Annotated in this window: 14 protein-coding genes (1 of these 14 cut by a window edge); 10 read left to right on the plus strand and 4 right to left on the minus strand. The window is 66.3% G+C overall.

All coding sequences use genetic code 11. The features are described 5' to 3' along the window. A protein-coding gene (gene tyrS / locus ACCQ15_RS19360; protein ID WP_122272238.1) for a tyrosine--tRNA ligase crosses the window boundary here: on the minus strand, positions 1 to 1,129 show its 5' portion. 83 nt of this gene lie to the left of the window's left edge; only the first 1,129 of its 1,212 coding nucleotides appear in the window; its start codon is at positions 1,127 to 1,129; the stop codon falls past the left edge of the window. Between the two features lie 170 nt (positions 1,130 to 1,299). Between tyrS and ACCQ15_RS19365 the strand changes: the two genes are divergently transcribed. Together ACCQ15_RS19365 and ACCQ15_RS19370 are read left to right on the plus strand one after the other, a co-directional pair. Further along, positions 1,300 to 2,718 carry a M23 family metallopeptidase gene (locus tag ACCQ15_RS19365; protein WP_071118582.1) on the plus strand — a complete coding sequence of 473 codons (1,419 nt, stop codon included), beginning with the start codon at positions 1,300 to 1,302 and terminating at the stop codon, positions 2,716 to 2,718. Between the two features lie 380 nt (positions 2,719 to 3,098). Continuing rightward, a complete protein-coding gene (locus tag ACCQ15_RS19370; protein ID WP_029820812.1) occupies positions 3,099 to 4,232 on the plus strand; it encodes an anhydro-N-acetylmuramic acid kinase in 1,134 nt (377 codons plus the stop codon). A 41-nt stretch (positions 4,233 to 4,273) separates the two neighbouring features. Here ACCQ15_RS19370 and ACCQ15_RS19375 read toward each other — a convergent pair whose 3' ends face one another. The 3 genes from ACCQ15_RS19375 to ACCQ15_RS19385 form a co-directional block, all read right to left on the minus strand. Continuing rightward, a complete protein-coding gene (locus tag ACCQ15_RS19375; RefSeq protein ID WP_003489057.1) occupies positions 4,274 to 4,501 on the minus strand; it encodes a hypothetical protein in 228 nt (75 codons plus the stop codon). A 58-nt stretch (positions 4,502 to 4,559) separates the two neighbouring features. Continuing rightward, positions 4,560 to 5,855, minus strand: a complete 1,296-nt coding sequence (locus ACCQ15_RS19380; protein ID WP_011348849.1) for an AmpG family muropeptide MFS transporter — start codon at positions 5,853 to 5,855, stop codon at positions 4,560 to 4,562. A gap of 319 nt (positions 5,856 to 6,174) precedes the next feature. After that, entirely contained in the window at positions 6,175 to 6,975 is an 801-nt protein-coding gene (locus tag ACCQ15_RS19385) for an exodeoxyribonuclease III (RefSeq protein ID WP_014091280.1), read from the minus strand. 126 nt (positions 6,976 to 7,101) lie between these two features. Here ACCQ15_RS19385 and pyrE point away from each other — a divergent pair, with 126 nt between their 5' ends. From pyrE to ACCQ15_RS19425, 8 genes are all read left to right on the plus strand, one after another. After that, positions 7,102 to 7,761, plus strand: coding sequence for an orotate phosphoribosyltransferase (gene pyrE, locus ACCQ15_RS19390; protein ID WP_011348851.1), 660 nt, complete (start codon positions 7,102 to 7,104; stop codon positions 7,759 to 7,761). Between the two features lie 49 nt (positions 7,762 to 7,810). Further along, positions 7,811 to 8,461, plus strand: a complete 651-nt coding sequence (locus ACCQ15_RS19395) for a hypothetical protein (protein WP_031424609.1) — start codon at positions 7,811 to 7,813, stop codon at positions 8,459 to 8,461. Between the two features lie 114 nt (positions 8,462 to 8,575). Further along, the gene (locus tag ACCQ15_RS19400; RefSeq protein ID WP_029820813.1) at positions 8,576 to 9,373 is read left to right on the plus strand and encodes a ParA family protein; all 798 of its coding nucleotides are present in this window, start codon (positions 8,576 to 8,578) and stop codon (positions 9,371 to 9,373) included. Continuing rightward, the gene (locus ACCQ15_RS19405; RefSeq protein WP_029820814.1) at positions 9,373 to 10,302 is read left to right on the plus strand and encodes a ParB/RepB/Spo0J family partition protein; all 930 of its coding nucleotides are present in this window, start codon (positions 9,373 to 9,375) and stop codon (positions 10,300 to 10,302) included. The genes ACCQ15_RS19400 and ACCQ15_RS19405 overlap by 1 nt, the downstream gene beginning before the upstream one ends. Positions 10,303 to 10,335: 33 nt before the next feature. Then, on the plus strand, positions 10,336 to 10,644 hold the full coding sequence (locus ACCQ15_RS19410; RefSeq protein WP_008571192.1) for a helix-hairpin-helix domain-containing protein: 309 nt from the start codon (positions 10,336 to 10,338) through the stop codon (positions 10,642 to 10,644). Between the two features lie 204 nt (positions 10,645 to 10,848). Beyond that, positions 10,849 to 11,814, plus strand: coding sequence for an SDR family NAD(P)-dependent oxidoreductase (locus ACCQ15_RS19415; protein ID WP_008571193.1), 966 nt, complete (start codon positions 10,849 to 10,851; stop codon positions 11,812 to 11,814). Between the two features lie 357 nt (positions 11,815 to 12,171). Further along, the gene (locus ACCQ15_RS19420) at positions 12,172 to 12,894 is read left to right on the plus strand and encodes a glycosyltransferase family 2 protein (RefSeq protein ID WP_008571194.1); all 723 of its coding nucleotides are present in this window, start codon (positions 12,172 to 12,174) and stop codon (positions 12,892 to 12,894) included. Next, positions 12,894 to 13,235 carry a lipid-A-disaccharide synthase N-terminal domain-containing protein gene (locus tag ACCQ15_RS19425; protein ID WP_008571195.1) on the plus strand — a complete coding sequence of 114 codons (342 nt, stop codon included), beginning with the start codon at positions 12,894 to 12,896 and terminating at the stop codon, positions 13,233 to 13,235. The genes ACCQ15_RS19420 and ACCQ15_RS19425 overlap by 1 nt, the downstream gene beginning before the upstream one ends. Positions 13,236 to 13,538: the final 303 nt, after the last annotated feature.

Raw genomic sequence — 13,538 nt, forward strand, 5'->3', positions numbered from 1 at the left:
TGGGATCCTCCACTACTTCGCCGTCGATCCTGACCGCGCGTTCCTTGAGCTTGCGGGTGGCTTCGGAGTTGCTGGGCGTCAGGCCGGCGGCGGTCAGGAGCCCGGCAAGGCGCAGGCCCTCATCGGGAACCACCACTTCCTGCAGCGATAGCAGGCTGGTGTCGCCCTGCCCCGTTACCACCGCGTGCCAGCCGGCAATGGCCTGCTCTGCGGTTGCGGCATCGTGAAACCGGGTGGCCAGCTCGCGTGCCAGGCGCAATTTGACCTCGCGCGGATGCAGCTCTCCCGCAGCGACCTGCTCTTTCAGGCGCGCCGCTTCGGCCAGGCTGATATCGAAGGACAGCAAGTCGATCCAGCGCCAGGTCAGCTCGTCGCCGATCTTCATCGTCTTGGTGACGATGTCGATGGCCGGCTCGTTGATGCCGATGTAGTTGCCCAACGACTTGGACATCTTGGCTACGCCGTCCAGGCCTTCCAGCAGCGGCATGGTCAGCACGATTTGCGGCGCCTGACCGTAATGCTCCTGCAAGCCGCGCCCCATCAACAGGTTGAACTTCTGATCGGTGCCGCCCAGCTCGACGTCCGCCTTCAGGGCGACCGAATCGTAGCCTTGCACCAACGGGTAGAGGAATTCGTGGATGGCGATCGGCTGCTGGCTGCCGAAGCGCTTGGCGAAATCGTCGCGTTCGAGCATGCGCGCGACGGTGTGCTGGGCAGAGAGCTTGATCATGTCGGCCGCGCTCATCTGGCCGAACCATTCGGAGTTGAAGCGCACCTCGGTGCGTTCGCGGTCCAGGATCTTGAAGACCTGCTCTTCGTAGGTCCGTGCGTTGGCCAGCACATCCTCGCGGCTGAGCGGCTTGCGGGTGGCGTTCTTGCCGCTCGGGTCGCCGATCATTCCGGTGAAGTCGCCAATCAGGAAGATCACCTGATGGCCAAGCTGCTGGAACTGCCGCATCTTGTTGAGCAGCACGGTATGGCCCAGATGCAGATCCGGCGCGGTGGGATCGAAGCCGGCCTTCACCCGCAGCGGCTTACCGGTGGCGAGCCGCGCCTGCAGCTGATCGAGCTTGAGGATCTCTTCGGCACCACGGCCGATGAGTGCGAGGGATTCTTCGATAGTGGCCAACCACAGACTCCAGCGGCGCTTGCCGTCAAAAACGTGAATGATGTTAAACGCGGGTTAATTCCGCGCCAAGTGAAAATAATGAACAGGCTCAATGGTTTGACGCGCTGTTACAGGCTGTCTATGGTACCGGCGATTGGGCTCGCACTTCGAGCCAGCGAGGAATTTGAACGATGCAGAACTCAGAGCAGGGCCGTGCACGCAAGCGGCGCTTTCACGAACGCCTCCACGTCCTCCACGATACTGCACTGCATCGCAAGCTCAAGGCGCATCTGCCGGCGGCATTCAATGACCGCTGGACCCGCCGTCACTGGATTCACGCCAGCCTGTTCGCCACCATCGGTGCGCTGGTCGCCACGATCGTGCCGGGTTTTTCCAACGCCATCGACGCACCGCTTTCCAGCCATTCCACGCTGGCATTGCCATTGCCGCCGCTGGTTCCCAGCCGCAAGCAGCTGGCACCGAGCACCGATTGGGAAATTCTGCAGGTCAAGCCGGGCCAGACCCTGAGTACCTTGTTCAGCGAGCTGGGGATCCCGACCACGGTGATGTACCAGGTATTGGCGCACCCGGGGACCAAGGAGGCGCTGACCAAGCTGCGTCCGGGTACCGAGATCGCCTTCGACATGCCGACGCCGGGGCAGCTGCGCGCACTGCGTTTTGATCGCGACGACAGTCATCGGGTGGAACTGCGCCTGCTGGGTGACGCCGTGCGCGAGAACGTGACCGAGCGGGCGACGACCACGCGCACGGTAGTGGCCAGCGGGGAGATCAGCAGTTCGTTGTATGCCTCGGCCGGCAAATCCGGACTGTCGCCGGCGGCGGTGGCGATCATGACCGACGAGATCTTCAAGTACGACATCGACTTCGACAAGGATCTGCAGCCCGGCGACCGGTTCAGCGTGGTCATGGATGAGACCTGGCGCGAAGGCGAGCGGATCAGCACCGGCGACATCCTGGCGGCGACGTTCACCACTGGCGGCAAGACCTATACGGGGTTCCGCTTCGAGCGCGCCGGCAAACCGGCCGAGTACTTCGACATCACTGGGCGCCCGCTCAAGAAGAGCTTCATCCGCATGCCGGTGGCCTATAGCCGGATCAGCTCCACCTTCGGTGCGCGCAAGCATCCGGTGCTGGGCACCATGCGCATGCACAAGGGTGTGGACTATGCGGCCGCCTCGGGCACGCCGATCATGGCAGCCGGCGATGCGCGGGTGGTGTTTGTCGGGACCCAGCGCGGTTACGGCAACGTGGTGATCCTGGATCACGGCAAGAACTACAGCACGCTGTACGGGCACATGTCGCGCTTTGGCAAGATCAAGGCCGGGCAACGCATCAACCAGGGCACGGTGATCGGCTATGTCGGCATGACCGGCCTGGCGACCGGCCCGCATCTGCATTACGAATTCCGCGTGGGCGGGCAGCAGCGCAACCCGATGTCGGTGACGATGCCGCCGCCGGAGCCGCTGCAGGGCGCCGAACTGGCGGCGTTCCGCGCGCAGACGGCGCCGGCCATGGCCCGTATCGAGGGCATGGAGAAGCTGATCTACGCCGACGCCGGCAAGCCGGCCAAGGGCAAGTCGCGCAGTTGAGGCCTGCGGCTGGTCACTGCCTCAGCTGCGTTGCGGCTGCGCAGGTGGGTGGCGGGCGGGTTCGGCGCTGCCTCCAGCCGTGTCGCCTGGTAGTTGCCGTGCAGCTACGGGTTGCGGTGCACTGCAGGTGCTGAACGCTGCGATGTCCCCATGCGGCACCTGGTCTTGGCTGTCGACCGACAGCTTCTGAGGCGACTGCAGACCTTGACGATGCCTGAAGTGGGCGGGGAATCTCGAGGCGTGGGTCATTCTCGCGGCAGCGATTGCAGCACGTGGCCCGACGATGACGCGCCCACTGCACGGCTGCCACCGGGGTAAGACCGGTTGACGGACCCGGCCCGGCTGCACAAGCTGGCCGGCCGTGTCTTTCTGGCTTCGGCATGTCTGTCTTGGAACACGTTGACTCCCCCTTGTATCTGGGCCTGATGTCGGGAACCAGCGCCGATGGCATCGATGCCGCGCTGGTGCGCTTTGCTGATGCCACCCACCGCCGCTGCGAATTGGTGGCCGGGACGACGGTGGCGTGGGAGCCGCAACTGCGCGAGACCTTGGTGGCGCTCGGCCAGGGCGCCGAGACGGTGGCCATCGATGCGCTGGGCCAGCTGGACGCGCAGGTGGGGCTGGCATTCGCGGCGGCGGCCAATCGATTGATCGGCGACAGTGGCGTGGAGCGCCGGCAGATTCGTGCGATCGGCTCGCATGGGCAGACCATCCGCCACCGGCCCAACGCCAATCCAGCGTTCACCTGGCAGATCGGCGATGCCAGCCGGATTGCAGAGCACACCGGCATTACCACGGTGGCCGATTTCCGCCGCCGCGATGTGGCCGCCGGTGGCCAAGGCGCGCCACTGATGCCGGCCTTCCATCTGGCCATGCTGGGCGCAGGCGATGAAGACCGCGCGGTGCTCAATCTGGGCGGCATCGGCAACCTGACCTTGATTCCGCGCGACGGCGCGGTGCTGGGATTCGATACCGGCCCGGCCAATGCGTTGCTGGACAGCTGGTGCCAACGCCATCACGGCACGCCGTTCGATGCCGAGGGTGCGTTTGCCGCCAGTGGGCGCGTGGATGCGGTTTTGCTGCAGGCGCTGTTGGCCGATCCGTGGTTTGCGTTGCCGCCGCCCAAGAGTACCGGCCGCGAGCAATTCCATCTGGACTGGGCCGTGCAGGCGATGGGCAGCGCGCGGTTGGATGCTGCCGATGTGCAGGCGACCTTGCTCGAACTCACCGCTGCCAGCGTGGCCGATGCCTTGTTGCGGCTGCAGCCAACCACGCGACGGGTCCTGGTCTGCGGCGGCGGCGTGCGCAACCCGGTGCTGTTGGCGCGACTGGCGGCGCGGCTGCCGGGCATGGTGGTGGAATCCAGCGCGCGATACGGACTGGACCCGGATTACCTGGAGGCGATGGGCTTTGCCTGGCTGGCGGCCGAGCTGCTGGCCGGACGCGCGGCCAACCTGCCCGCGGTGACCGGGGCCGCCGGACCTCGGCTGTTGGGGGCGATCTATCCGGCGTGAGCCCGTTGGCCTGTGCTGGCCGGGATGAAGCTGCGGCAGCGCTAGGGATTATTTCCCGCCGGCAGCGCCTTGAGCGCGGCAATCGCCTCGGCCAGGGCATCGACCTCCGGGTGCTGCAGGCCGCCGGTGACTTCGTATTCGCTGGCGAACAGGCCTTGTTCGAGCAGATGCATGACGGTCTGGTGCTGGGTCCAGCCCCGTGCGACGGAAATGCGGCGAATACGGTCCACCAGCACCGGGTCGATGTCACGCAATACCAGATCGGTCATGCCCTGCCTCGTGCAATGCGCTGCTCCGCGCGCATCATCGGCAACCTTGGCGGACGTTTCAATCCGGCCGCCTGTCGTGCGCCAATAGCCGCGGCCATAGCCAGGCCAGCAGCATTAACGTGGGAATGACGGTCAGGGCGCTGAGGATGAAGAAGGTGCTGTAGGAGGTCGCCTGGACGACGAACCCGGACACGCCACCGGCAAACTTGCCCGGCAGGTTGGCCAGCGAGACCAGCAACGCATACTGGGTTGCGGTGAAGTTGCGGTCGGTCAGCGAGGACATGAAAGCCACCAGCACCGTGGCGGCGAACCCCTGGAAGAGATTATCGGCACTGAGCGCGGCATAGAACGCCCACAGCTTGCCGGGGTTGTGCGCCATCAGCAGGAACGCCAGGTTGGACAAGGCCACCCCCAGCGCGGCCACCAGCAACATGCGCCGGAACCCGAACGCGGCAATTGCCGCGCCGCCAGCGAAGGCGCCGACAATGCCCATCCAGACGCCGAACAGCTTGGAGACGGTGGCGATATCGGCCTTGGTGAAGCCCGAATCCAGATAGAACGGACCGGCCATGACGCCGATCACCTGGTCGGGAAACTTGTACAGGCCCACGAACAGCAGCAGCACGATGCCCAGCGCCAGCCCATTGCTGGAAAAGAAGCTGGAAATCGGTTGCCAGAACGCACCGGCGACGTCCACGCGGCGCACGACCGTCGCCTCGGGCCGGTCGGGCTCGCGGCATAGCAAGGTGGTGACGATAGGCACCAGCATCAGTGCGGCCATGCCGACGTACGCCCACGTCCAGCCGAGGTATTGGGCCATGTACAACGCACCGGCACCGCCCAGGATCAGGCCGATGCGGTAGCCCAGCGTGTAGGTCGCCGCCAACGCGGCCTGCGCGGCATCCGGAGCGATTTCGATGCGGTAGGCATCCACCACCGAGTCCTGGGTCGCGCCCCAGAACGAGGCGAACAACACCCAGCCCACCAATCCCGTAACGCTCAGGTCCGGGCGCGAAAATGCCAGCGCGAACAGGCCGATGGTGACGCCGATCTGCGCCACCAGCAGCCAGGAGCGACGGCGCCCCAGAAACGCGGTGAGCGGAAACGCATAGCGGTCGATCAGCGGCGCCCACAGGAACTTGAGCAGATAGAAGAAGCTGGCCAGGCTGATCAAGCCGATGCTGCCCAGGTCCAGCCCCACATCGCGCAAGCGGGTCGACAAGGTCTGCGAGGCGATCAGCAGGAACGGCAAGCCGCTGCCGAAGCCCAGCAGTGCCATGGTCGCCGCCGATGGCGTGGCGAAGGCGCGCTGGATACCACGCCAGCCCTTATAGCCCGGTGCAGACGTGGTCATGCGTCACTCCGGCGAGCACGAACGCCAGTGGTCGTGGCCGGCGCGGCCCACGGCACCGCTGCATGCAGCCCGCCGCGGAGGGCCGTCATGGCGTCACGCGTCCTGTCTTGAGCGGTCTGTGCAGGACCGTAACGACGCACTCCCGTGCCGAAGCAGAACGTTGCGAAAGGCATCGGCCGACTGCGTAAGGGCCAATGAGAGCCGCCGCGCGTGCTGCAGTGGCCGAGCTGCCGCCGGATGGCGATGTTGCCGGCGAAGTCTTGGCCCCGTTCTGCAACATGCCGGCGCGCTATGACCGAAACCATAGCCTTGGCCTGCCTCACTGCGCGTAATCCACGATGTACGGCGCGTGGTCGGAGAAGCGCTCTTCGCGGTAGATCGAGCAGGCCTTCAAGGTGTCGCGCAGGCCGGGGGTGACCAGTTGGTAGTCGATGCGCCAACCGACATTGTTGGCGCGCGCCGCGCCACGGTTGCTCCACCAGGTGTAGTCCTGGCCCTGCGGATGCAGTACGCGGTAGCTGTCGACCCAGCCGCGGCCTTCGGCGGGGTTGGCGTCTTCTGGCGCGTCGGCGCACAGGCCGTTGAGCCAATCGCGCTCGGGCGGCAGGCAGCCGGAGTTCTTCTGGTTGGATTTCCAGTTCTTGATGTCCAGCGCCGTGCGCACGATGTTCCAGTCGCCGCACAGCACGTACTGGCGGCCACTGGCCAGCCACTGCTCCAGGATCGGCCGTAGCCATTGCATCACCTGGAACTTGTAGTCCTGGCGCAACTCGCCCGAGGAACCGGAGGGGATGTAGAAGGACACCACGCTGAGGTTGCCGAAGCGCGCTTCGATATAGCGCCCCTCTTCGTCGAACTCCGGCCAGCCCAGCGCGGTGCGCACCTCGTCGGGCTCGTGCCGGCTGTAGATCGCCACGCCGCTATAGCCCTTCTTGGTGCTGGCGTCGCGAAACCAGGCCTTGTAGCCGGTGGGCAGGAAGTCTGGCCCGGCCAGCTGATGCTCCTGGGCCTTGGTTTCCTGCACGCACAGCACGTCGGCGTCCTGGGCGGCGAACCACGCGAAGAAACCCTTGCTGGCGGCCGAGCGCAGGCCGTTGGCGTTGAAACTGATGATGCGCATGGATGAAGAGCCGGGATTCGGGAATGGGGATTGGAGATTCGTGAAAGCGTACCGCATCAGCGGATGCCGCAAGGCGCGACCGGCTATGCTTTCCAATCCCGAATCCCTACTCCCCAATCTCGTCACATGACCGACCACCGCACCCGTTTCCTGCAGCTGGCCCTGGACGCCGATGCCCTGCGCTTTGGCGAGTTCACGCTCAAGTCCGGGCGGCTCAGCCCGTACTTCTTCAATGCCGGGCGCTTCGATTCGGGAGCCAAGACCGCGCAGTTGGCGCAGTGCTATGCCGATGCGATCGATGCGGCCGGGCTGGACTTCGACCTGTTGTTCGGGCCGGCCTACAAGGGCATTCCGTTGGCAACCGCGCTGGCCTGCGCCTACGCGGGGCGCGGACGCGACTTGCCGCTGGCGTTCAACCGCAAGGAAGCCAAGGACCATGGCGAAGGCGGCACCCTGATCGGCGCGCCGCTGGCCGGCCGTAAGGTATTGATCGTCGATGACGTGATCACCGCCGGCACCGCGATCCGCGAGGCGCTGGCCATCATCCGCGCCGCCGGCGGCATGCCGTCGGGAATCGTGGTGGCGCTGGACCGGCAGGAGATCGCGTCCGATCAGGACCGCCGTTCCGCCGCCCAGGCGGTGGCGGCCGAGGCCGGCATACCGGTGATCGCGGTGGCCAACCTGGGCGACCTGCTTGCTTTTGCGGCAGGAAACGCCGACCTTGTGGGCTTCCAGGAACCGCTGCTGGCCTATCGTGGCCGCTACGGGACCGACACCACAGGCTGACGGCAGGCGACAGGGGGCTGCGATGATGCCAATACATACACGTTCGGCATTGTTCGCCGTTGCGGCGGCTGTCGCTGCGACCTTGGTCATGGCGGCGCCGGCCGGCGCGCAAGACAAGCCGGCCGGCAAGAAGCTGTATTGCTGGAACCAGAACGGCGCCCGCGTGTGCAGCGATACGCTGCCCCCGGAGGCGGTGAACCAGGCGCGCGACGAATTCAACGTCAAGAGCGGGATGCGCAGCGCCGAGGTGCAGCGCGCCATGAGCAGCGACGAGCGCGCTGCCGCTGCGGCCAGCGAGCAGCAACGCCAGGCCGATCTGGCCGCCGAGCAGATGCGCCAGCGCACCGACCAGGCGATGCTGATGTCCTATCAGAGCGAGGACGACCTGCGCCGGGTGTTCAAGGAGCGCATCGCCATCGTGGACAACAACATCCATACCGCGCGCTTCAACGTGACCAGCCTGCGCGAGGGGTTGGCCAGCCTGCTGCGCAGCGCCGGCGACCGCGAGCTGGCCGGCCAGGCAGTGGCTGACAAGCTGGCCGGCGACATCCAGCAGCGCCATCGCGATCTGATGGCGCAGTTGCGTCTGCAGATCAGCTTCGAGCAGCAACGGGTGGCGCTGGATGGCGAGATCGCCGACATCCTGCAGCGCTACCGGGCCATGAAGGAGCCACCCGCCGGCACCCCGCCCGCCGGCTGACCGGCGCCTGCGTCATTCCGGCCGTGCGGCGCACCGCCGCGGGCGGCATTTCCCGATCCGACGCCCTGCCCGCATAATGGCCGGTCTTACTCTTTGCCCACGAGGCTCTCCCGCATGGCCCGGATCATCGCCATTGCCAACCAGAAAGGCGGCGTCGGCAAGACCACGACCGCGGTCAATCTGGCGGCCGGCCTGGCGCGCGCGCCCAAGCGTGTGTTGCTGGTGGATCTGGACTCGCAGGGCAACGCCACCATGGGCAGCGGCATCGACAAGCGCGATGTGGCCGCCTCCACCTGCGACCTGTTGCTGGGCGAAAACACCGCCGCGCAGATCCGGGTGACCGCGCCGGAAGGCTTCGACCTGCTGCCAGGCAACATCGACCTGACCGCTGCCGAGATCCAGCTGATGGACCAGGGCGAACGCGAACAGCGGCTCAAGCGCGCCCTGGCGCCGATCCGCGACGAGTACGACTTCATCCTGATCGATTGCCCGCCGGCATTGTCGCTGCTCACGCTCAATGCGCTGACCGCGGCCGATTCGATCATCGTGCCGATGCAGTGCGAGTACTACGCGCTGGAAGGGCTGACCGCGCTGCTGGAAACCATCGAAGCGTTGCGCGCCAACCTCAACCCGACGCTGGAAATCGAAGGCGTGCTGCGCACCATGTTCGACATCCGCAACAACCTGGCCAATGCGGTATCGGCCGAGCTGACCGAGCATTTCGGCGACAAGGTGTTTCGCACCATCGTGCCGCGCAACGTGCGCCTGGCCGAGGCGCCCAGCCATGGCCAGAGCATCGTCGGTTACGACCGCACCTCGCGCGGCGGGGTGGCCTACCTGGGCCTGGCCGGTGAGATCGTGCGCCGCCAGAACGACCGCAACAAGGCCGTCCGGCCCGTGGAGACCGTCTGATGAGCAAGCCGCCGCTGGCAAAGAAGCGTGGCCTGGGCCGTGGCCTGGAAGCGCTGCTGGGGCCCAAGGGCGCGGCCGCCGCCGCCGCACCGGCCGGTGCCGACGAACAGGCCTTGCAGCCCGGCGATACCCTGCGCACCTTGGCGGTGACCCAGCTGCAGCCGGGCAAGTATCAGCCGCGCCGGGAGATGGACGAGGTCAAGCTGGCCGAGCTGGCCGAGTCGATCAAGGCGCAAGGCGTGATCCAGCCCATCGTGGCGCGCGAGCTGGCGCCGGGGCAGTTCGAGATCGTGGCCGGCGAACGCCGCTGGCGCGCTTCGCAGCTGGCTGGGCTGACCGAAGTGCCGGTGGTGGTGCGCGAGCTGGACGACCGCACCGTCATCGCGATGGCGCTGATCGAAAACATCCAGCGCGAAGACCTCAACCCGCTGGAAGAAGCGCAGGCGTTGCAGCGGCTGATCGACGAATTTTCGCTGACCCATGCCGAGGCCGCCGGCGCGGTGGGACGCTCGCGTGCGTCGGTCTCCAATCTGCTGCGGTTGCTGGAATTGCCGGTGGCCATTCGCGTGTTGCTGGAAACCCGCCGGCTGGAAATGGGCCACGCGCGCGCGCTGCTCACCCTGGCGCCGGAGCTGGCCAGCAAGCTGGCGCAGGAAGCGGCCGACCAGGGCTGGTCGGTGCGCGAGGTCGAACACCGCGCGCAGCAGTTTGCCGCCGGCAAGGTGCCCGGCTCGCTGCGCAAGGGCAAGCCGGCGCCGGTGGCCCCACAGGCCGATATCGCCTCGCTGGAAACCGAACTGTCCGAGTCGCTGGGCACCAAGGTGGTGTTCAATCATGGCCGCGGCGGCAAGGGCAAGCTGGTGATCCATTACACCGATCTGGACACGCTGGACGGCGTGCTCGAACGCCTGCGCATGCAGCGCAGCTGATCGCTTGCACATCCAACAGGATCCTCGTCGGCCATGAATCCCGCCAAGGTGGACCGCCAGCATCTGCTGCAGCTGACCGACCTGCCCAACGTCGGGCCGGCCTGCGAAAAGGACCTGCGCCTGATCGGCATCCGCGTGCCTGCGCAGCTGCGCGGTCGCGATGCCTACGACATGCACGCACAGCTGTGCCTGCGCACCGGCGTGCTGCACGACCCCTGCGTGATCGATGTGTTCCTGTCGATCGTGCGCTTCATGGACGGCGAGGCGGCGCAGCCGTGGTGGAAGTTCAGCGCCGAGCGCAAGGCCAAGCTTGCCAGCGAAGCGCCGCTCGCGCTGCGGTGAACGAAGACGCGTGGCGCGCTGCAGCCTTGATTTCGAGCGCCGCATGCGCGGCGACCGCGGCAGATCGCGCCTGGCACGCTGCGCACGGCAGGCGCGTTGGCAGCATAGAGATGCCGAACCCGCTCGCAGCGGCGCCTGCAATGCGCCGCGCATGCGCATCCGGAGCGCCAGCCTTTTGTTTCAGCATTTCCCAGGATCACAGCCATGACCATTCTCGTCACCGGCGCTGCCGGTTTCATCGGTGCCTACACCTGCCGCGCGCTGGCGGCCCGCGGCGAGACGGTGGTGGGGCTGGACAACTACAACAGCTACTACGACCCGCAGCTCAAGCACGACCGGGTGGCGGCGCTGTGCCCCGGCATCGATATCCGCACGCTGGACCTGACCGATCGCGAGGGTCTGGCCGCATTGTTCGATGAGATCCAGCCGACCCGCGTGGTGCATCTGGCTGCGCAGGCGGGCGTGCGGTATTCGCTGGAAAACCCCCACGCCTACGTGGACAGCAACCTGGTTGGCTTCGTCAACATGCTCGAGCTGTGCCGGCACCGCGGTGTGCAGCACCTGGTGTATGCCTCGAGCAGTTCGGTCTACGGCGATTCGGCCACCCCGCCGTTTTCCGAAGACCAGCGCGTGGACCAACCGCGTTCGTTGTATGCGGCAACCAAGGCCGCCAACGAATTGATGGGCTACACCTATGCGCAGCTGTATGGCCTGCGCGCGACCGGGCTGCGCTTTTTCACGGTGTACGGGCCGTGGGGCCGGCCGGACATGGCGCCGCTGATCTTCAGCCGTGCGGTGCTGGCGGGGCGGCCGATCGAGGTGTTCAACCACGGCAAGATGCAGCGCGATTTCACTTTCGTCGACGATATCGTGGCCGGTGTGCTGGGCGCGCTGGACACGCCCAGCACCGCGCCGGTGCCGCACCGGGTGTTCAACCTGGGCAACCACACGCCGGTGGAGCTGGAGACCTTCATCGACGTGATTGCGCAGGCCGCAGGCCGTGCAGCCGAGAAGGTCTACCGGCCGATGCAGCCGGGCGACATGATCCGCACCATGGCCGATACGCAGCGTGCGCAGGCGGCCTTCGGGTTCGATCCGGCGACCCCGGTCGAGCGTGGTTTGCCGCAGGTCGTGGAGTGGTGCCGGCAGTATTTCGGCGAGCGCACCTAGCGCTTGGCGGGATTTACGGGGGGAGGTGCGAAGGCTCGATGGGCGCACGGAGCGCGGAGCGCCGAGGCTGCCATGCGAGCCAGATGCAGGGCCTACCTTCCAGCAGCCGCCCGGGCGTACGACCGCATGGCAGCCACGCAATGCATGGCGATGTGCCAGCTGATGCACCGGAAGAGGACGCGTGATCGGCCCGCTGGCCCACGCCTTCGCAGCCCTGCCACGTTCCCACCGTACGCTACAGGCTGCTTCCAACCGGTCCAATGCGCATAACGCGTGCATGCTTCATGCCTGACTCAGAGAGTCAGGGCACAATGCCCGATCTTTTTCGCTCAGCCTTCATCCGGCTACCCCGCATCCATGAGCCAACCTCAGCTGTCCGTCGTCGTCCCGGTATTCAACGAGCGCGATAACGTCGCCACGCTGGTGGGCGAAATCGTCCGCGCCCTGCGCGGCGTGGTGGCCTTCGAAATCGTGTATGTCGACGACCATTCGCGCGACGACACGCTCGCGGTGCTGCAAGACCTGAAGAGCACCACGCCGGAACTGCGCGTGCTGCATCATGTGACCCAGAGCGGCCAGAGCACGGCGGTGCGCAGCGGGGTGAAGGCCGCGCGCGCCAGCTGGATCGCCACGCTCGATGGCGACGGCCAGAACGACCCGGCCGACATCCCAAAGCTGCTCATCGCGCGCAGCCAGGCCGAGCCGCAGGTGAAGCTGTTCGCCGGCTGGCGGGTCAACCGCCAGGATTCCGGCTCCAAGCGCTGGGCCAGCAAATGGGCCAACGCGATCCGCTCGCGCATGCTCCGCGACAACACGCCCGACACCGGCTGCGGCATCAAGTTGTTCGAGCGCGAGGCGTTCCTGGACCTGCCGTACTTCGACCACATGCATCGCTATTTGCCGGCGTTGATGCAGCGCGCCGGCTGGCGCACGGTGAGCGTGCCGGTCAACCACCGCCACCGCACCGCCGGCGTGTCCAAGTACAACAATCTCAATCGCGCCCTGGTCGGCATCCGCGACCTGCGCGGCGTGGCCTGGCTGATCACCCGCAGCAAGCGCACCGTGGTGCAGGAACGCTGATGGACCCGTCCTTGCTCGACCAACAACTGACCTGGCTGTACTGGACCGGCATCCATGTGACCGGGTGGAAGCTGATCGGCTATGTCGGCGCACTGATGTTCGGTGGCCGCTGGCTGGTGCAGTTCGTTGCCTCCAAGCGCGCCGGCAAGCCGGTGATTCCGCGCCTGTTCTGGTACATGAGCGTGGTCGGCAGCCTGATGACGCTGAGCTATTTCGTGTTTTCGGCCAAGCAGGATTCGGTCGGTGTGCTGCAGAACCTGTTCCCGGCGTTTACCGCGTTTTACAGCCTGTATCTGGATGTGAAGCATCGCGGGTGGAAACGCGACCGGGCCGGTCATTGAGGCGGGGATTCGGGATTCGCATTGCCTGGTCCGGATGGTTGCTGGTGATCTAACGCTCTCGGTGATCCGCGGCGGATCGAGATGATCCCGGTGCGCTGCAAAGCGCGTTGCTGCATCCGATGTTCGGTGATCCATCGTGGTTGGCGATGCCTCAGCGTACGCAAGCGATACGGCTGCACTGCATCTCACTGACAAGGTTTTGGGGTGCGATGCAGCGTGATTGATGTGCGCCTACGCGCCTTGACGCCACCTGCGGCATCCACCCCATGCAGCGCAGCTTGCCGGAGGCGTGGCGATAGCGCT

Source organism: Xanthomonas sp. NCPPB 1754, from assembly GCF_041475725.2.
Lineage (GTDB): Bacteria > Pseudomonadota > Gammaproteobacteria > Xanthomonadales > Xanthomonadaceae > Xanthomonas > Xanthomonas euvesicatoria.